Origin of the sequence: Nocardia sp. NPDC059228, assembly GCF_042754245.1 — a bacterium.
GTDB lineage: Bacteria > Actinomycetota > Actinomycetes > Mycobacteriales > Mycobacteriaceae > Nocardia.
On record NZ_JBHZAL010000022.1, the window covers coordinates 55870 to 73857 of the forward strand.

Sequence of the window (17988 nt, forward strand, 5' to 3'; positions counted from 1 at the left end):
CTCAACACCATCACTGCCGCTGACAGGTGCGGCGTGGCACCCGCGGCGACAGCCATCCGAATTCGACACAGAGGATAATCTTGCAGACTCATAGCAGAACCGGCGATGACACAAGCCGATTCGATCTCACCGGCCGGACCGCGATCGTCACCGGCGCCTCCCGCGGCATCGGTCTGGCGGCGGCGCACGCGATTGCGGCGGCCGGCGGCAACGTGGTCGTGACGTCGCGCCGGCAGGAATCCGCGGATGCCGCGGCGGCCGAAATCGGCGGCAATGCAATCGGTTTCGCCGCGCACGCGGCCGACGAGGACGAGGCCCGGTGCTGCATCGATGTGGCGTTGGAACGGTTCGGCAGCGTCGACATCCTGGTCAACAATGCGGCGACGAACCCGGCCTATGGACCGGTCTGCGACCAGGACTACGCCCGATTCGCCAAAACCTTCGAGGTGAACCTGTGGGCGCCGATCCTGTGGACCTCGGTGGCGACCCGCGCGTGGATGGGGGAGCACGGGGGCGTCGTGGTCAATACGGCGTCGATCGGCGGGATGGGTTTCGAGGCGAACCTCGGTGTGTACAACGCATCCAAGGCCGCACTGATCCATCTCACCAAGCAATTGGCGCTCGAGTTGTCGCCACAGGTGCGAGTGAATGCCGTCGCGCCAGGCGTGGTGCGGACGAAATTGGCCGAAGCGCTGTGGAAAGAGCAAGAGGACCAATTGAATTCGGCTACCGCGTTGTCGCGGATCGGTGAGCCCGAAGACGTCGGCTCCGCGATCGCGTTCCTGGTTTCGGACGCGGCGAGCTGGGTGACCGGGGAGACCTTCGTCATCGATGGCGGGCAGCGGTTGGGTGACGCCGGGCTCTTCCGGACGGCGGGTGCGATCAATGTCTGACAACCGGCAGCCTTCCGACCTGGACGTCCAGGCGCCCCCGGGCCTCGACCTCGAGCGACTCGGTACCTGGTTCTCCGCCCAGATCCCCTGTGCGGGAAGCCGATTGCGAGCGTCCCTGATCGCCGGGGGCAAGTCCAATCTGACCTACGAGGTGACCGACGGCGCGTCGAGCTGGATCGTTCGCCGGCCACCGCTCGGCCACGTGCTGGCCACCGCGCACGATATGGCCCGCGAGTACCGCGTGATGTGGGCGCTGCAGCAGACCGCGGTGCCGGTGCCGATGGTGTACGCGCTGTGCCAGGACGACGCCGTGATCGGTGCGCCCTTCTATGTGATGGAGCGCTGCGCCGGTGTGCCCTACCGCCGGGCCGCGGAGCTGGAATCGCTCGGCGTCGAACGCACTCGCCTGATCTCGACGCAGCTGGTGGACACACTGGCCGCACTTCACCGCGTGGACCCGTCGGAGGTGGGCCTCGCCGAATTCGGCAAGCCGGAGGGCTATCTCGCACGCCAGGTGCATCTCTGGAAGAAACAGCTCGACGCCTCGTACAGCCGGGATCTTCCCGCGGCCGACGCGCTCTACGAGCGCCTGGCCGCCGACGTGCCGCAGGAGTCGGCCACCGGCATCGTGCACGGTGACTACCGGCTCGACAACCTGCTCGTCGACTCCGGCGATCAGGTCACCGCGGTGCTCGACTGGGAGATGGCGACGCTCGGCGACCCGCTGACCGACCTGGCGCTGATGCTCACCTATCACCGGCTCGGTGAATTGCTCGGTGGTGAGGTGGTCGCCGATGCGGCTTCGGCACCGGGCTTCCTCGATGAGAAGGAGATCATCGAGCGCTACGCCCGGGCCAGTAGCCGTGACCTGTCGCGGTTCGGTTTCTATCTCGGTCTGGCTTCGTTCAAGCTGGCCGCGATCCTCGAGGGCATTCATTTCCGGTATCTCAACGGCCAGACGGTCGGGGCGGGGTTCGACAAACTGGGGGCGGCGATCCACCCGTTGCTCGACGCCGGTCTCGACGCGTTGCACGAGGTCCGCTGATGCACTTCGACTATGACCCCCTCACCGCGGAGCTGCGGGAGACGATGCTCGAGTTCATGAACGACCACGTCTACCCGGCGGAGAAGGTCTTCGCGGAACAACTGGCCCAGCTCGACGACAAGTGGGCCTGGGACTCCGTGCCGATCATCGGGGAGCTGCGGGCCGAGGCCCGCTGGCGCGGGCTGTGGAACCTCTTCCTGCCCGGCGAAGAGGGCGCGGGACTCACCAATCTGCAGTACGCCGCCGTCGCGGAGATCTCCGGCCGCAGTCACTTGGCCCCGGCGGCGATGAACTGCGCCGCCCCCGATACCGGGAACATGGAGGTGCTCTCGCTCTTCGGCAGCGGACAGCAGCGCGAGAAGTGGCTCGAACCGCTGCTCGAGGGCGAGATCCGTTCCGCCTTCGCGATGACCGAGCCGGATGTGGCCTCCTCCGATGCCACCAATATCGGGACCCGGATCGAACGGGACGGCGATGAGTATGTCATCAATGGCCGCAAGTGGTGGATCACCGGCGCGATGAACCCGAACGCCAAAATCTTCGTCGTGATGGGCAAGACCGACCCCTCCGCCCAGCGGCACCGTCAGCAGTCGATGATCCTGGTCGAGCGGGATACCCCGGGATTCGAGATCCATCGGGCCATGCATGTCCTGGGTTACGACGACCATGACCACGGTGGCCACGCGGAACTCTCGTTCACCGATGTGCGGGTCCCGGTCGAGAACCTCATCGCTGACGAGGGCGACGGGTTCGCCATCGCGCAGGCCCGGCTCGGACCCGGCCGGATCCACCACTGCATGCGGTCCATCGGCGTCGCCGAACGTGCGCTCGCGTTGCTGTGCGCGCGGGCGGACGAACGGGTCGCATTCGGAAAACCGCTGTCCGAGCAAGGCGTGGTGCGGGATTGGATCGCCGAGTCCAGGGTCCGTATCGAGCAACTCCGGCTCTTGGTGCTGAAGACCGCGTGGCTGATGGACACGGTCGGAAACAAGGGCGCGCACACCGAGATCCAAGCGATCAAGATCGCCACGCCGGCCACGGTGCAGTGGATCCTGGACAAGGCCATCCAGGTATTCGGCGCCGGCGGCCTGTCCCAGGACTTCCCGCTGGCCGCCGCCTACGCGAGCATCCGCTCCCTGCGGTTCGCCGACGGACCGGACGAGGTGCACAAGAGCACGCTCGCACGCACCGAGCTGCGCAACCAGAGGGCGGCACGATGACCGCCGGCCATCGGGTGGCGGCGCGGAACATCGCCGAGGTGTCGCACACCGCCGGTGCGTAGAGTCGGTGGTCTGCGCTGCGCGATGTCAGGATTTACGCGGGACAACCAGGCCTGATTCGTATGCGAGGACCACGAATGGGCGCGATCGCGGGCGCGGAGCTTGGTCATGGCTCGGTTGACGTGGGTTTTCGAGGTGAGTGGGCTGATGCCATGCGGCCCGCGATCTCGTCGTTGGACAAACCCTGGGCGACGAGGGTCACGGCTTCGCGTTCGCGGGTGGTCAACTCTTTCGGCCCGGTGCCGGTACCGATATCGAGCGGATGGGAGATGGAATGCTGGCATTCACCCTGCCGGGGCCGTCGGTACTGGTCGGGCTGCGGTCGCAGAAGGATTCGGCTGACAGGAGAGGGGTTTCGACGTGTCCGACAACCGCACTTGGCAAGCCCGGCTGATCGCGACGTCGGCACCGGCGGCGGCGATCTGGATCCGCGTCTACGTGGGCGTAGTGTTCCTCACGGAGGGCATCCTGAAGTTCACCCGCCCCGACGCTCTGGGCGCCGGCCGGTTCGACAAGGCCGGCATCCCGGCTCCGGGGTTCTTCGCGCCTGTCGATGGGGTGTTCGAAATCGTGTGCGGTGCACTGATTCTGGCCGGATTGGTCACCCGTCTCGCGGTTGTGCCGATGATCGTGGACATGGTTGGCGCGCTGCTGATCACGAAACTTCCTATCGTGTGGGGCGACGCGCCGCTGTTCGCCCGCGAATCCGGGTTCGGTGATTTTCTGCACGAAGCCCGCCTGGATTTCGCGCAACTGTGCGGCAGCGTATTCCTGCTGCTCGTCGGTGCCGGGTCCTGGTCGGTGGACGCGCGCCTGACGGCTACCGCGAGATCGGCTGCGTCACACTGAAGTTCAATCCTCGCCGAGGACTTCGCGGGCGAGCCCGCGCAAGATGCGCCGGTCCTCGGCCAGCGGTGCGTCCGGGTGCGGGCCGGTATCAGTGTCATGACCGCGCTGGGCCGGGTGGGGCAGCCTGCCGATATCGCCGATGTGGTGGCCTTTCTCGCCTCCGAGGACGCTCGCTGGATCACCGCCGATGTGGTCGATGTGAGCGGCGGCACCGCCGTCAGCCCGGCCATCGGCGCACAGTAGCGACCGTCGATCGATAGATGACCAGCACGACAATGATGAACGAGAATCGCGTTGTAGCAGAGCGGTATTCAGGAAGCGGCGGGCTCGTCGGCCCAGCCGGTTGCGGTGCGCACCTCGGCGACCAGTCGGGAGATCAGGCCGACCGGGCCCCGGGGCAGCCACAGGGCGGCCATGTAGGCGGGTTCGGCGTCGGTCACCGGCAGCCAGCGCACTCCGGGGACAGCGGCCGCGCGGCCGAACGGTTCGGGGGCCAGGACTATGCCGCGACCACGAGCTACCAAGAGGATCGCATCGTGCAGATCGTTGAGCATGGGTACCCGAGCGGCGGCCGCGGTGTCCGGGGCGGCCGTTCGGCGGCCGCGGGCGTCCTCGGGGAGGAAGAGTTCGGGCATCACGACCGGGTCGTCGGCGAGGTCGGCCAGTGTCACCGCCTCGCGATGGGCGAGGCGGTGCTTGCCGGGTAGCGCGACCATGCGGGTATCGGCGCGGACATTCGCGCGTTCCAATTGATCATGGTCGGCTGGTGGCCACATGAATGCGACGTCGGCCGCTTCCGACAACAGCAATTGCCAGCCGTTCTGCGTGGCCGGAATGGTCAGTAGGTCGACACGCAGGCCCGGGACCGCGATTTCGAGGGCATCGGCGATATTCGTGGCGAAGTCCGTTGCCGCGTAGGGGCAGCAGGCCACGCGCAGCCGGCCTTCCTGACGCCGGGCCACGGTCTGGACACGCAGTGCCACGATCGTTGTTTCGCACGGCTTGGGGGCGCGTGACGACAGCGTGTGGTTCCCTGCCTTCGAGGCCGAGCTCGAAGGCAGGGGGCACCGCGTCGTGATCCCCAACCTGCCCGGCACCGACGCGCCGCGGCTCGATCCCTGGCGCGAGACACTCACCGCGGCGGCGGCCGGCCCGGCCCGGGACATCGTGCTCGTCGGTCACAGCATCGGCGCGGTCAATGTCCTGCGCATGCTCGAAGCACACGACCCGGGCACCGGGGTTTTCGCCGGCGTGGTCCTGGTCTCGGCCTCGGTGCACGAGGTCGGCTACGACCTGCTCGCGGAATTCTTCAAGGACGATTTCGACTGGTCGCACATCCGCCGGACGGCCGGGCAGTTCCGCGTTCTGCAAGCGATCGACGACCCCGTCAATGCCCCGGACCCGCTCGAGCACGTCAATGTCCTGGTCCGCGAACTCGGCGCCACCGCCCTGATCCTGCCGACCGGCGGCCACCTGGGCGCCGCCCCCGATGACCACATCCAGCTCCCCGAAGCCGTCCGGCTGGTCGTCGACTGCCTGGACGCCGGTCGATGAACCAGCCCGCCCGCTGGAAGCTGTGGCTGCTCACCGTGTGCGGCATCTATCCGGTAATCACCGTTCTGGCAACGATTCTGGGCCCGGTGCTCGCATCCTGGCCGACGCCGCTGAGGCTCGCCCTGCTCATCCCGATCAGCGTCGCGGCCATGGTGTGGATCGTCATGCCGTTCCTCACCCGCCGCTTCGGCGGCTGGCTCGCCCACTGATCCCGACCCGCGCGAGGTTGCGTCCGGGTCGTGTTGCGTGCGCGCCGGGTGTGGAAGGGTGGGGATATGAACCGATTGGGCAGCGCGACATCGCCTTACTTGCGTCAGCATGCTGGGAATCCGGTGCACTGGCGGGAGTGGGATGCGGAGGCGCTGGCCGAGGCGGCCGAGCGGGATGTGCCGATTCTGCTGTCGATCGGGTACGCGTCGTGCCACTGGTGTCATGTGATGGCGCACGAGTCGTTCGAGGACGAGGCCACCGCGGCGGTCATGAACGAGAACTTCGTGTGTATCAAGGTGGATCGGGAGGAGCGGCCTGATCTGGACGCGGTGTACATGAATGCCACCGTGGCCATGACCGGGCAGGGTGGGTGGCCGATGACCTGCTTCCTGACGCCGGAGGGGGAGCCGTTCTATTGCGGGACGTATTACCCGAAGACGCCGCGGCACGGGATGCCGTCGTTCACCCAGGTGCTGACGGCGGTGAGCGAGACGTGGCGGAACCGGCGCGACGAGGTGAACACGGCGGCGGCGCAGGTGGCCGACGCGCTGCGGCAACAGACCGCGGGGTTGCCGGATGCGGAGATCGCGGTCGGGCCGGAGTTGCTCGAGCATGCGGTCGGCGCGGTGTCGAAGGATGTGGACGGGCAGCACGGCGGGTTCGGGGGCGCGCCCAAGTTCCCGCCGTCGGCCCTGCTGGAAGGACTGCTCCGGCATTACGAGCTGACCGGCAATCCGACCGTGTTGCAGACTGTTTCGTTCACCTGCGAGTCGATGGCGCGCGGCGGCATCTACGACCAGCTGCGGGGCGGGTTCGCACGGTACTCGGTGGATGCGGCGTGGGTGGTGCCGCACTTCGAGAAGATGCTCTACGACAATGCGCAGCTGCTGCGCGTGTACGCGCATCTGGCCCGGCGGGGGTATGACGAGTCGGCCGATGAGCGTGCGACCGATGCCTGGGAACCGCTGGCGCTGCGGGTGACTCGTGAGACCGTGCAATTCCTGCTGACGGACCTCGGTACCGAGCAGGGGGCCTTCGCCTCGGCGCTGGACGCGGACACCCACCTGGAACCGGGCGGGCCCGGGGTTGAGGGAGCCACCTACGTGTGGACGCCCGCCGAGCTCAACGGCGTGCTCGGCGCGCTCGACGGTGCCTGGGCGGCAGAGGTTTTCAATGTCACCACGGCGGGCACCTTCGAGCACGGCACCTCGGTGCTGACCCGGTACACCGATCCGAAACCGGCCGATTACGAGCGGTTCGAGGCGATCCGGGCGAAGCTGTCCGCCGCCCGTGCGCGCCGCCCGCAGCCGGATCGGGACGACAAGGTGGTCACCGCCTGGAACGGCATGGCCATTGTCGCGCTCGCGGAAGCCGGTGCGGCACACGGACATCCGGAGTGGATCGCGGCCGCCGTCCGGTGCGCCCGCTTCCTGCTCGACACCCATATGAGCGGCGGCCGCGTCTGCCGCGCCTCGCTGGGCGGTGTGCCCGGCGCGGCTCCGGGCGTGCTGGAGGATTACGCGTGGCTGGCGCTGGGGTTGCTCGCGCTGCATCAGACCGCCGAGGGCGACTGGCTGGACGCGGCGCAGGATCTGCTGGACGCCGCCATCGCCCACTTCGCCGATCCGGAAACCTCCGGCAGCTGGTTCGACACCGCCGACGACGCCGAGACCCTGCTGACCCGGCCGCGTGACCCGCTGGACGGCGCGACCCCGTCCGGCACCGCGGTTCTCGCGGAGGCGCTGCTCACCGCGGCCGCCCTCACCGATCCGCAGCGGGCCGACCGCTACCGGCAGCTGGCCGATCACACCTTGACCCGGGGTGCGGTGCTGCTGGCTCGCGCGCCCCGCTCGGCCGGCCACTGGCTCGCCGTCGCCGAGGCTGCCCTGCGCGGCCCGATCCAGGTGGCCGTGGCGGACGGCCCGGACGGCGAATCCGGCTGGGCCGCAACGCTGGTGGCGGCCGCCCGCGCCGCCGCACCGGGCGGATCGGTGATCGTGTCCGGCCCCGTCGGCTCCCAGCCGCTGCTGGCCGACCGGCCGCCGGTGCGCGACACCTCCGCCGCCTACATCTGCCGCGGTTCGGTCTGCGACCTCCCGGTCACCACGGTCGAGGATGTGCGCGCCGGCCTGCTGCCCCCGCCCACCGCCTGATCGCCGCTGCCGGCACGGCCGGCGTTCAGGTCGCGCTGTCGACGCGGTGCCCGGCCATGACCGCGGCGGGCACCGCGACCAGCACCGCGATGATGTGGGCGGCGCGAAACAGCCCGAGTATCACCGCATTCGGGGTCCAGTGCGTGAAGAGGTCGCCGAGGTGCTCGGCCGTCAGCGCTGCCCGCAGCGGCTCGACCGCCAACGAGGCCAGGCCGAGCGTGCCCAACCCCACCACGAGAATCCCTCGCGCCCACAGGTTTCCGGCCAGCATGCGGGCCGCCAGCGCGAAGACCGTCAGATAGATCGCCGCCCGGATCAGCAGCCCGAGTGCGAGGCCGGGCAGGTGGGCCCGGGGCTCATCGAGGGCGAGCGCGACGCGTCCCAACGTCTCGCCCACGCCCGCGATCAGCGCGACCACGATCGCTCGATAAGCCAGTACCGCCCGCTGCGGCCGCGCCCACACCGCCGCCGAAGTCCGCTCGAACGCGCCGATTTCATTCATAGCGCTACTGTCCGGCGTCCCGGTTCGCACCGAATCCCCCGCGAGTACGACAAGCGCCCAGTCCTCAGGTACGACACCGCGATTCGATGGGCCGAGCCCGGCCGTGCCGCCGGTGCTTAGTGCTTAATCCGTTGCCGCCCGGAGCGGGCGGTCATACAGTCCCGGAGGTGTTCGGTTCATGTTTCTCACCGGAGAATTGCCAGGTCCCGCCAGGTGCAATGCCGACCCTTGCGCGGGTTGATGATTAGCGATCCACGGCCCGGCCGGCGGACTCCGAAGACGGGGGTGCGGCCGGTCGAGGGCCGGCCTGCGGGGCGCTGCCGTTGCGGTGGGGCGCTGCGGGGGACACCACGTCGGTCCAGCCCGGAGTGGGTTCCTTGCGGCCGCGGAGGTGGAGAGTGTCGTGCAGGATCCACTGCGTGCGCTCGGCGTCGCAGGCGGCGTCTATGACCGCCTGGCTGGCCAGAATGCGGCGCGGCACCAGTTTGGCCTCGGTGGTGAGGCGGGCCGCCTCGTTGACGGCGTCGCCGATGACGGTGAACTCCAGCCGGGTGTCGGTGCCGACATCGCCGGCGAACACCAGCCCGCGCGCGATGCCGATGCCCACATCGAGCTCGCCCAGCGCGGCCACCTCGTCGCGTATGCGGCGGGCGGCCCGCAGCGCCGGGGTGGCATTGTCGTCGAGCGCGATGGGCGCGCCGAAAATGCACAGCGCCGCATCGCCTTCGAACTTGTTGACCAGGCCCTGGTTGTCCTCGGTGGCCGCCACCACGATGGACAGCAGCCGATTCAGCTTGGCCACGAAATCATGCGGGGCGAGCTCGGTGGCCATGGCCACCGACCCGGTCACGTCCACGAACAGCGCGGTCGCCACCCGCATGTCGCCGGTCAGGCTGGGGCTGCCCGACAGCGCCCGCTCGGCCACCTCGGTGCCCACGTGCCGGCCGAAGACGGTCCGCATGCGCTCGCGCTCACTGAGATTGGCGGCCAGCTCGTTCACCGAATGCTCGAGCCGCCCTATCTCGCTGGTGCTGTTGATCGTCACCCGGGCGTCGAGATCGCCGCGGGCGATCCGGTCCAGCGCGTCGCGCAGCGTGTGCATGGGCGTGGCCACCGCCCGGGCCAGCGCCGCCGTCGCCACCGCGCCCGCGGACAGGCCGACGATGGCCATGTAGATCCCGGTCCGGATGCGGTCCTGGGCATCGGTGGACGGGTCGGCCAGCACGGTGATCAGCATGAACAGCGGCACCGCGCCCGCTACCGCGAAGGTGACCAGCACCCGGGCCAGCACGGTATTGCTCCAGTGCGCGGTCTCGTCCAGCACCTCGGCCACCACGGGAATGGTCGGCCGGGTCAGCCGGTCCACGATCAGGAAGGTGAGCGCCGCCGACTCCAGCCCGCCCAGGGTGAACATCGACAGCACCACCGGGAAGCTGCGGTCCTCGGTGGCGTGCGCGAAGACGAACGCGGCCACGAACACACCCGGCAGCCAGATGGCCAGGGCCCGTCCGGTGATCGCGACCGGCAGCCGCAGCAGCCGTTTCGCCTCGACCTCGGTCGGTGGCCGGTGCTGGTCCAGCCAGCTGAAATAGTGGTGCCGATCCCGCACCGCGAGCATGATGCCGACCAGCGCGCCGATGGCCGGATAGATCGATACCTGAATGAAGGTGGCCATCCAGTCCGGTCCGAGCCGGCTCAGGAAGCCACTCAGGAAGAGTTCGGTGGTGATCACCGCGAGGCCACCGAGATTGCACGCCATGACGACAGCAGACAGACCCCCCGGCGCCCGCAGCGCCCACAGGATGAGTCTGCTGGTCACGTCGCAGACTTTAGAGAACGTTCGCCTCGGATTGCACGTTTGTGAGTAATTGCTCGGATCAGCGCAACAGTACGAACCAGATGGCAACGTAGTGGCACAGCCACGCGACCACCGTTGCCGCGTGGAAGAACTCGTGATGCCCGAAGACCTCCGGCCACGGGTCCGGCCAGCGCGACGCGTACAGGATCCCGCCCACGCTGTAGGCGATACCGCCCGCGAGCAGCAAGATCACCGGCGTCCAGCCGACATGCGCGATGAGCGTCCCGGCCACCGGCACGATGGCCCACCCCAGCAGCAGGTACAGCGGCACCCCTACCCAGCGAGGGGCGGTGGGCCACAGCATCTTCAGCGCTACCCCCGCCAGCGCCCCCGCCCAGACGATGGCCAGCAGGATGGTCCCGGCGCTGCCCCGCACCCCGAGCAGGGCGAACGGCGTGTAACTGCCCGCGATGAACAGGAAGATCATGGAATGGTCCGCCCGCTTCATCCACATGCGGGCCCGCGCGGTCTTCCAGTTCACCCGGTGATAGGTCGCGCTGATCCCGAAAACCCCGCACACCGTGATCCCGTAGACCAGCGTCGACCAGGCGGCCTGCGCCGACACGGTGGTCGCCACCGACACCAGCACGATCACCGCGATGGCGGCGACGCCCACGGCCCAGGCGTGAATCCATCCGCGCATGCGGGGCTTGATGAGTTCCAGCTCCTCGCGGACGGTTTCGATGATCCCCACCGCCGGATCGACCGGCTGTACTGCCTCGGTCATCAGTTTCCTCCTCGGTAACCTACGGTAGCGTAGGTTGGCGGTGGGCCACCTCTCATAGTGGCTGTCGTCACGACGGGCCCCGGGTGTTTCGCTGGTCTGTCCCGGTCGCTCCGCCATTCGTTCCGGGGGCGTAGGGTTGCGGCCGTGAAGATTGCGAGTCAGGTGCGTGGACTCCCATATCGCATATACGAGTCACGGCTGTCCAGGCAGCTGGCTGGCAAACAACATCCCCGGCACGTCGCCGTGATGTGCGATGGCAACCGGCGGTGGGCGCGGGAGAACGGGTTCAGCGATATCAGCCATGGCCATCGAGTCGGTGCGCTGAAGATCGCCGAACTCGTGGGCTGGTGTGGCGAGGCGGGCATCGAGATGGTGACCCTCTACCTGCTCTCCACCGAGAATCTGCGCCGCGACTCCGACGAGCTCGAGACCCTCTTCGAGGTCATCACCGACGTCGTCGACGAACTCTCTGCGCCGGAACAGAATTGGAGCGTCCGCATCGTGGGCGCCCTCGATCAGCTGCCCGCCGAGTTCGCCCGGCGCCTGAGCGAGGCGGCCAAGAGCACCGAGGGCCGCACCGGCGTGCACGTCAATGTCGCCATCGGTTACGGCGGCCGTCAGGAGATCGCCGACGCGGTGCGCTCGCTGGTCCGCCAGGAGATGGACGCGGGCGAGACCGGCGAGGATCTGGTCCAGTCCATCACCGTCGACGCCATCGGCCAGCATCTCTACACCTCGGGCCAGCCCGACCCCGATCTCGTCATCCGCACCTCCGGTGAGCAGCGGCTGTCGGGATTCCTGTTGTGGCAGAGCGCGTATTCGGAGATCTGGTTCACCGAGGCGTACTGGCCGGAATTCCGGCGCGTGGATTTCCTGCGCGCCCTGCGCGATTACGCGGCGCGGCACCGCCGCTTCGGGGTCTAGAACACGGCGAATCAACGGTTCCATTGCAGTGCAATGGCTTCCGTGTTCGCGGGACGGTCGCTGCCGTACCGTCGGGGAGTATGAGCGAGCTGCGTGAAGGGCTGAGTGGCCCGGCCGAGAGCCAGGTCGTGGCGGTGCCGTACATCAGCTACGAGGACTTCGGCCGCCGATTCCTGGAATACGCCGCCTCCACCGAGCGGATAGCCGGGGCGTTCGAGAAGCTCACGGGGGAGGCGTTCGAATTCGGGCCGATCGGGGCGGGCCCCGGCAAGCTCGCGAAACTCTCGGCCGCCGTGCGGCTCGGGCGGCCACGGCTGAATCGCGAAGTGGACGACCTGATTTCGTTCGACCTGGTGATCCCGCTCAAGGTCGACCTGCTCATCGACCTGGCGGTGGACCGGTATCCGTTCCGGGTGGACGGCACCATTCACCTGCACCTGACCGTCCGCACCGCGGAGCCGCTGCGGGTGCTCATCGAAATCGACGAGCCGCAGCCCAGCAATGTCCGCATCAATGTCGCCAGCGCGACCCGCCGCGGCGAATTGCTACGCATTCTCGCCAGCGTCGACCACGAGATCCGCCGCTTCGTCGCGCGCTATATCGCCACAGAGATCCGCAAACCACACATCCAGGCGGCCACAAATATCGACGTCGGCGCGCGACTGGATGCCGCCTGGAAGCTATGAACCAACGCGACGACTGATTTCGTGAGGCGAGGGTAACTCGCCGGGTACGTCCAAAATAGGTTCGGCTCCCAACGCAGGCACGGATACGCAACTGCCGACGGCACTCAGCCGTCCGCTGAAGTCTCGGGGAGGCGGGAGCGCTCAGAGTTTCCGGAGTCGCAGCCGGTTGATGGAGTGGTCGGAGTCCTTGCGCAGCACCAGCGTCGCGCGCGGGCGCGTCGGCAGGATGTTCTCCACCAGATTCGGGCGGTTGGTGTTGTGCCAGATTTCCTTGGCCTGGTTGGTGGCTTCCTGGTCGTTGAAGTTCGCGTAGTGGTGGAAGTGCGAATTCGGATCCTGGAAGGCGGTCTTGCGCAGCGACAGGAAGCGCTGCACGTACCAGTTCTCGATGTCCTCGATGCGGGCGTCGACATAGACCGAGAAGTCGAACAGGTCCGACACCATCAGCCGCGGCCCGGTCTGCAGCACGTTCAGCCCCTCGACGATGAGAATGTCGGGCTGGCGCACGCAGTGGTATTCGCCGGGCACGATGTCGTAGGCGATGTGGGAGTAGACGGGCGCGCACACTTCGTGCGCACCGGATTTCACCTCGGTGACGAAGCGCAGCAGCTTGCGCCGGTCGTAGGACTCCGGGAAGCCCTTGCGGTGCATGATGCCGCGCCGGGTGAGTTCGGCTGTCGGGTACAGGAATCCGTCGGTGGTGACCAGATCCACCCGCGGATGGTGGTCCCAGCGCGCCAGCAGCGCCTGCAGCACACGCGCGGTGGTGGACTTGCCGACGGCCACCGAGCCCGCCACGCCGATGACGAACGGCACCTGGCGGTCCGGGTGGGTCTCGCCGAGGAAGGTGGCGGTGGCGGCGAACAGGCGCTGCCGGGCCGCGACCTGGAGGTGGATGAGACGGGCCAGGGGGAGGTAGACCTCGGCCACCTCCTCGAGGTCGATCTGCTCACCCAGGCCGCGCAGGCCGATCAGTTCTTCCTCGGTGAGGACCAGGGGAGTCGACTTGCGCAGGGTGCGCCACTGCTTACGGTCGAATTCCACGTAGGGGCTGGGCTCGCTCATCCGCGCCATTATTCGTGTCCCCGCAGTCGAGACCCGCGCCCCCGCACTCGGGACTCGTGTCCCCGCATTCGGGCCGGCCGACAACAACAGCTCTCGGGAAGCCGCATCGTCGCCGTGCCCGGCGATCCGGCCAACACTCCACGCATAGCCGAATTGTGCTCGGCTCCAACATTCGGGTGAACACCAGGTGTTGCTACTGGCGGGTAACCAGAGTGAGATGGACTACATCTCAGTGGCCGGGCATGTCCGGTGAGGTTGTGCGACAGCCTGATCCGCCCCGCCCGCAGCGATCGGATCGCATAGGGTCGGACTATGGCAGCGCATCCACTGGTCACTGAATATCTGCGGCTGGGTCTGGCATTCGACCGGCTCGAAGAGGGTTTCGTGGACGCCTATACCGGCGATCCCGGCCTGCGCCGCGAGGTGGAGAACGCGCCCGCGCCGGAGCCGCGTGATATCGCCCACGGGGCAGCCGCACTGCGCAAGGAACTGCCCGAGGCGGGCCTGCCCGCGGAGCGCGTCGAATTCCTGGATGCGCACCTGCGGGCGATGGAATGCTCGGGCCGCAAATTCGCCGGCGAGGACATCAACTTCATCGACGAGGTCCGCGCCTACTTCGACGTGGACATCACCCCCGGCGATACCGAGAACTACCGCGAGGCGCACCGGCAGCTGGACGAGGTGCTGCCCGGTGACGGCGAGCTGCTCGACCGCATTACCGTGCATCGCCGCCAGGACGAGATTCCGCCCGAACGCCTGAAGGAATGTGTGGCCGCGTTCTCCGGCGCGCTGCGGGAACTCGTGCGCGACCGCTATCCGCTGCCGGACAACGAGCACGTGGAATACGAAGTGGTGGGCGACAAGCCGTGGTCGGGCTTCAACTATTACCTGGGCAACTACCAATCCCGGGTGGCCATCAATTCCGATCTCAAGCAGCACATGTCACAGCTGCCGCAGCTGATCGCGCACGAGGCCTACCCGGGTCATCACACCGAGCACTGCCGGAAAGAGGCCGGGCTGGTGGGCGCGGGGCAGGCCGAGCAGACGCTGTTCCTGGTGAACACCCCGCAGTGCCTGATGGCGGAGGGGCTGGCCGATCTGGCCCTGAAGTCGATCGTCGGCCCGGGCTGGGGCCGCTGGGCGCAGGAGATCTACGCGGACCTGGGGCTGCGCTTCGATGGCGAACGCGCCGAAAGGATTTCGAACGCGTCCGCGAATCTGCTGAGTGTGCGCCAGGATGCCGCGCTGCTGCTGCACGATCGCCGGCGGGATGCCGGCGAGGTGTCGGAATTTCTGCAGCGCTGGAGTCTGGTCACCCCGGAGCGGGCCGCGCAATCGCTGCGATTCCTGTCATCGCCGCTGTGGCGGGCCTATATCTCCACATATGTGGAGGGATATCGATTGCTGGGAGGGTGGCTGGACCGGGCAGCCGATCCGGAAGACCGGTCCGAGCGTTTTCGCCGTCTCTTGGACGAACCCCTCACACCCGGCGCGATCCGCCGGCTGTGAGGGGTACTCCCCGACGTCCTGATTGGTGCTTACGCGCCCCAGCTGGTACAGGACGCGCCGCCGCTGGACATGGTGCACATGGTCCGGAGCAGGGTGAAGATCAGAGTCTGGATGGTGGTGGCGTCAGCGCTCATGAAAGATTCCTCGAAAGTTCGGATGGGCCAATGTCACTGGCGTAACTTGTGCCAGCGCGGCGATACATTACCGAGATTTGTTGCCCCGCCATAGCCTGATTTCGGAGTGATGTCCACCGCTCCGGGGCGGATTCGGTCGTCTCCCCTGCGCCGACGATTCCTCTGCCCCCAATTACCGGGGCACGATTCGTCCGCGCGTGGCGACCGCCGGATGGTCGCTGCCGGTCGCGGGATAGGATGACCGGACCGCGACTGGCGCACTCGAGGTGGAAGCAACCACCGGGAAGCACCGAAGTCCGGCACCGCGCGCCTGGGTGCCTGGCGACCCCCGAACCGTATTCGGGGTACCCGGACAACGGAGGTGCGCGATGAACGAGACAGAGAACCCCCGGATCGGCTCCGCGGCAGCGGCCAATAGACTCGGCAGCGTGACCCAGACGAGCGCCTCTGTCAACAGCCAGTCCCTCGCCGAACTCGATCCCGAGGTCGCGTCCGCGATGGGCGGCGAACTCGCTCGCCAGCGCGACACCCTCGAGATGATCGCCTCGGAGAACTTCGTGCCGCGCGCGGTGCTGCAGGCGCAGGGCAGCGTGCTCACCAACAAGTACGCCGAGGGCTACCCGGGTCGCCGCTACTACGGCGGCTGCGAGAACGTCGACATCGTCGAGGATCTGGCCCGCGCCCGCGTCAAGGAGCTGTTCGGCGCGGAATTCGCCAATGTCCAGCCGCATTCGGGCGCGCAGGCCAATGCCGCGGTGCTGATGGCGCTGATGAACCCGGGCGAGAAGCTGCTGGGCCTGGATCTGGCGCACGGCGGTCACCTCACCCACGGCATGCGCCTGAACTTCTCCGGCAAGCTGTACGAGGTGCACGCCTACGGCGTCGCCAAGGAAGACCACCGCGTCGACATGGACGAGGTGCGCAAGATCGCCCGCGACACCCGCCCGAAGGTGATCGTGGCCGGCTGGTCGGCGTACCCCCGGCACCTGGACTTTGCCGCCTTCCGCGAGATCGCGGACGAGGTCGGCGCCTACCTCTGGGTCGACATGGCGCACTTCGCCGGTCTGGTCGCGGCCGGGCTGCATCCGTCGCCGGTGCCGCACGCGGACGTGGTGTCCTCGACCGTGCACAAGACCCTGGGCGGCCCCCGCTCCGGCCTGATCCTGGCCAAGCAGGAATTCGCCAAGAAGCTGAACTCCGCGGTCTTCCCGGGTCAGCAGGGCGGCCCGCTCATGCACGCCATCGCCGCCAAGGCCGTGGCCTTCAAGATCGCCGGCAGCGCGGAGTTCAAGGAGCGCCAGGAGCGCACCATCTCCGGCGCCAAGATCCTCGCCGAGCGCCTGACCGCGCCCGACGCCAAGGCCAAGGGCATCACCGTGCTCACCGGCGGCACCGACGTGCACCTGGTGCTGGTGGACCTGCGCAACTCGCAGCTGGACGGCCAGCAGGGCGAGGATCTGCTGCACGAAATCGGAATCACCGTGAACCGCAACGCCGTTCCGTTCGACCCGCGCCCGCCGATGGTCACCTCCGGCCTGCGCATCGGCACCCCGGCGCTGGCCACCCGCGGCTTCGGCGACGAGCAGTTCACCGAGGTCGCCGACATCATCGCCGCCGCCCTCACCGGCTCCGCCGACCTGGACTCGCTGCGTCAGCGCGTTTCCACGCTGGCGCAGGACTTCCCGCTGTACGACGGCCTGGAGGACTGGCGCCTGCTGGGCTGACGCCCGCCGGACAACCGAGAGCCCGCCGCGATTCCCTGATCGCGGCGGGCTCTCCGCGTCGCGGTGCGACTCCATGCCGCGATGAGATTCATTGCCTGCCAAGGATTCCCGGCTAGAACGACCAGAACTTGCGCGGCCCGCCCGTGAGGCTCGGTGCGTCCGCGGTCACGGTGGCGATCAGCTGCTTGGGATGCGGGTTCACCCAGTTCCGTTCGGAGTCGCCGTCGCGCAGGACGACCGTGGGGACGGTCTCGTTGCCGTCGGCCACCGAGCGGACGAAGGCGGCCGCCTCCGGGTCCTGCCAGATGTCGACCTCGCGGTGGACGATGCCGTGGCGATTGAGCACTCGGCGCATGCGGGAGCAGTAGGGGCAGCCCGGGCGGCGGTAGACGACCAGTTCCGGGGTGGCGTCGGTGGTCATGATCGGAGTCTAGGTCCGCGCGGCCGCCGCCACCATGCCGGCGGGGCGAGGGCGACGCCGGGGCCGGGAGTCGGTGCCGCGGTATCGGGGATTGCCAAGCAGCGCAGGTGATTCGGCTTGTAGCCCGTCGTTGCGTGCCGTGCCGACGGGATGGCACGGCACGCACGACGGCTCCTGATTCAGGCGTGCTTGCTCAGGTAGTCCAGGTACATCGGGCGCAGCGCCTCGCCCACCCTGCCCTCGCCGGCATGGAAGTAGTCGTCGAGCAGGGCGACGGTGTTCCAGATGTCGACCTCGCCCTCGCCCTGATTGCCGGCCGCGACCTCGGCGCCGGGAATCGCCTTGAGCAGTTGCCACAGGAACTTGATGTCGCCGCGCCGGGCTGCCAGCTTCACGGCACGGTCGTGCAATTCCTTGGTGGGCAGCGTTGCCAGATCCGCAGTTTCGGCCATGA

Annotated in this window: 19 protein-coding genes; 12 read left to right on the forward strand and 7 right to left on the reverse strand. The window is 68.1% G+C overall.

What is annotated here, in order from left to right; genetic code table 11:
* The first annotated feature begins 80 nt into the window (after positions 1-80).
* From ACFXKA_RS28435 to ACFXKA_RS28455, 5 genes are all read left to right on the forward strand, one after another.
* Positions 81-893: an SDR family oxidoreductase gene (locus ACFXKA_RS28435; RefSeq protein ID WP_379429620.1), complete on the forward strand. Its 813-nt coding sequence runs from the start codon at positions 81-83 to the stop codon at positions 891-893.
* On the forward strand, positions 886-1938 hold the full coding sequence (locus tag ACFXKA_RS28440) for a phosphotransferase family protein (RefSeq protein ID WP_379429621.1): 1053 nt from the start codon (positions 886-888) through the stop codon (positions 1936-1938). The genes ACFXKA_RS28435 and ACFXKA_RS28440 overlap by 8 nt, the downstream gene beginning before the upstream one ends.
* Complete coding sequence (locus tag ACFXKA_RS28445) at positions 1938-3158, forward strand: acyl-CoA dehydrogenase family protein (protein ID WP_379429622.1); 1221 nt, start codon at positions 1938-1940, stop codon at positions 3156-3158. Before ACFXKA_RS28440 ends, ACFXKA_RS28445 begins: the two co-directional genes overlap by 1 nt.
* Positions 3159-3578: 420 nt before the next feature.
* Positions 3579-4067: a DoxX family protein gene (locus ACFXKA_RS28450; RefSeq protein ID WP_379429623.1), complete on the forward strand. Its 489-nt coding sequence runs from the start codon at positions 3579-3581 to the stop codon at positions 4065-4067.
* A 75-nt stretch (positions 4068-4142) separates the two neighbouring features.
* Complete coding sequence (locus tag ACFXKA_RS28455) at positions 4143-4310, forward strand: SDR family oxidoreductase (protein ID WP_379429624.1); 168 nt, start codon at positions 4143-4145, stop codon at positions 4308-4310.
* A 68-nt stretch (positions 4311-4378) separates the two neighbouring features.
* On the opposite strand, the gene ACFXKA_RS28460 is transcribed toward ACFXKA_RS28455, so the two are convergent.
* Positions 4379-5050, reverse strand: coding sequence for a LysR substrate-binding domain-containing protein (locus ACFXKA_RS28460; protein WP_379429625.1), 672 nt, complete (start codon positions 5048-5050; stop codon positions 4379-4381).
* Position 5051: 1 nt separating this feature from the next.
* On the opposite strand from ACFXKA_RS28460, the gene ACFXKA_RS28465 reads away from it, so the two are divergent.
* The 3 genes from ACFXKA_RS28465 (at position 5052) to ACFXKA_RS28475 (ending at position 7984) form a co-directional block, all read left to right on the forward strand.
* The gene (locus tag ACFXKA_RS28465; protein WP_379429692.1) at positions 5052-5621 is read left to right on the forward strand and encodes an RBBP9/YdeN family alpha/beta hydrolase; all 570 of its coding nucleotides are present in this window, start codon (positions 5052-5054) and stop codon (positions 5619-5621) included.
* Positions 5618-5830 (forward strand): hypothetical protein, encoded by a 213-nt coding sequence (locus tag ACFXKA_RS28470; RefSeq protein WP_379429626.1) that lies wholly within the window; start codon positions 5618-5620, stop codon positions 5828-5830. The genes ACFXKA_RS28465 and ACFXKA_RS28470 overlap by 4 nt, the downstream gene beginning before the upstream one ends.
* Before the next feature lie 66 nt (positions 5831-5896).
* Complete coding sequence (locus ACFXKA_RS28475) at positions 5897-7984, forward strand: thioredoxin domain-containing protein (RefSeq protein WP_379429627.1); 2088 nt, start codon at positions 5897-5899, stop codon at positions 7982-7984.
* Positions 7985-8009: 25 nt separating this feature from the next.
* Here the strand turns inward: ACFXKA_RS28475 and ACFXKA_RS28480 are convergent, their stop codons facing one another.
* The 3 genes from ACFXKA_RS28480 to ACFXKA_RS28490 form a co-directional block, all read right to left on the reverse strand.
* Complete coding sequence (locus ACFXKA_RS28480; protein WP_379429628.1) at positions 8010-8486, reverse strand: hypothetical protein; 477 nt, start codon at positions 8484-8486, stop codon at positions 8010-8012.
* 244 nt (positions 8487-8730) lie between these two features.
* Positions 8731-10305 carry an adenylate/guanylate cyclase domain-containing protein gene (locus ACFXKA_RS28485; RefSeq protein ID WP_379429629.1) on the reverse strand — a complete coding sequence of 525 codons (1575 nt, stop codon included), beginning with the start codon at positions 10303-10305 and terminating at the stop codon, positions 8731-8733.
* 58 nt (positions 10306-10363) lie between these two features.
* Positions 10364-11071 (reverse strand): hemolysin III family protein, encoded by a 708-nt coding sequence (locus tag ACFXKA_RS28490; protein ID WP_379429630.1) that lies wholly within the window; start codon positions 11069-11071, stop codon positions 10364-10366.
* 144 nt (positions 11072-11215) lie between these two features.
* Here ACFXKA_RS28490 and ACFXKA_RS28495 point away from each other — a divergent pair, with 144 nt between their 5' ends.
* Positions 11216-11995, forward strand: a complete 780-nt coding sequence (locus ACFXKA_RS28495) for an isoprenyl transferase (protein ID WP_354833426.1) — start codon at positions 11216-11218, stop codon at positions 11993-11995.
* A gap of 80 nt (positions 11996-12075) precedes the next feature.
* Positions 12076-12681 (forward strand): hypothetical protein, encoded by a 606-nt coding sequence (locus ACFXKA_RS28500; protein ID WP_354833428.1) that lies wholly within the window; start codon positions 12076-12078, stop codon positions 12679-12681.
* A 141-nt stretch (positions 12682-12822) separates the two neighbouring features.
* On the opposite strand, the gene coaA is transcribed toward ACFXKA_RS28500, so the two are convergent.
* Positions 12823-13755 (reverse strand): type I pantothenate kinase, encoded by a 933-nt coding sequence (coaA, locus tag ACFXKA_RS28505; RefSeq protein ID WP_354833430.1) that lies wholly within the window; start codon positions 13753-13755, stop codon positions 12823-12825.
* Positions 13756-14058: 303 nt separating this feature from the next.
* On the opposite strand from coaA, the gene ACFXKA_RS28510 reads away from it, so the two are divergent.
* Complete coding sequence (locus ACFXKA_RS28510; RefSeq protein ID WP_354833432.1) at positions 14059-15255, forward strand: DUF885 domain-containing protein; 1197 nt, start codon at positions 14059-14061, stop codon at positions 15253-15255.
* A gap of 562 nt (positions 15256-15817) precedes the next feature.
* Positions 15818-17113: a serine hydroxymethyltransferase gene (glyA, locus tag ACFXKA_RS28515; RefSeq protein WP_354833434.1), complete on the forward strand. Its 1296-nt coding sequence runs from the start codon at positions 15818-15820 to the stop codon at positions 17111-17113.
* A 112-nt stretch (positions 17114-17225) separates the two neighbouring features.
* On the opposite strand, the gene ACFXKA_RS28520 is transcribed toward glyA, so the two are convergent.
* Entirely contained in the window at positions 17226-17534 is a 309-nt protein-coding gene (locus tag ACFXKA_RS28520) for a glutaredoxin domain-containing protein (RefSeq protein WP_354833436.1), read from the reverse strand.
* Positions 17535-17713: 179 nt separating this feature from the next.
* Positions 17714-17986 carry a hypothetical protein gene (locus ACFXKA_RS28525; RefSeq protein WP_354833438.1) on the reverse strand — a complete coding sequence of 91 codons (273 nt, stop codon included), beginning with the start codon at positions 17984-17986 and terminating at the stop codon, positions 17714-17716.
* Between the last annotated feature and the right edge of the window lie 2 nt (positions 17987-17988).

Bases quoted from the DNA above. Each gene is read 5' to 3' on its own strand.
- ACFXKA_RS28440 (WP_379429621.1), top strand. From the start codon at position 886: ATGTCTGACAACCGGCAGCCTTCCGACCTGGACGTCCAGGCGCCCCCG.
- ACFXKA_RS28445 (WP_379429622.1), top strand. From the start codon at position 1,938: ATGCACTTCGACTATGACCCCCTCACCGCGGAGCTGCGGGAGACGATG.
- ACFXKA_RS28470 (WP_379429626.1), top strand. From the start codon at position 5,618: ATGAACCAGCCCGCCCGCTGGAAGCTGTGGCTGCTCACCGTGTGCGGC.
- ACFXKA_RS28475 (WP_379429627.1), top strand. From the start codon at position 5,897: ATGAACCGATTGGGCAGCGCGACATCGCCTTACTTGCGTCAGCATGCT.
- ACFXKA_RS28480 (WP_379429628.1), bottom strand. From the start codon at position 8,486: ATGAATGAAATCGGCGCGTTCGAGCGGACTTCGGCGGCGGTGTGGGCG.
- ACFXKA_RS28490 (WP_379429630.1), bottom strand. From the start codon at position 11,071: ATGACCGAGGCAGTACAGCCGGTCGATCCGGCGGTGGGGATCATCGAA.
- ACFXKA_RS28500 (WP_354833428.1), top strand. From the start codon at position 12,076: ATGAGCGAGCTGCGTGAAGGGCTGAGTGGCCCGGCCGAGAGCCAGGTC.
- coaA (WP_354833430.1), bottom strand. From the start codon at position 13,755: ATGGCGCGGATGAGCGAGCCCAGCCCCTACGTGGAATTCGACCGTAAG.
- ACFXKA_RS28510 (WP_354833432.1), top strand. From the start codon at position 14,059: ATGGCAGCGCATCCACTGGTCACTGAATATCTGCGGCTGGGTCTGGCA.
- ACFXKA_RS28520 (WP_354833436.1), bottom strand. From the start codon at position 17,534: ATGACCACCGACGCCACCCCGGAACTGGTCGTCTACCGCCGCCCGGGC.
- ACFXKA_RS28525 (WP_354833438.1), bottom strand. From the start codon at position 17,986: ATGGCCGAAACTGCGGATCTGGCAACGCTGCCCACCAAGGAATTGCAC.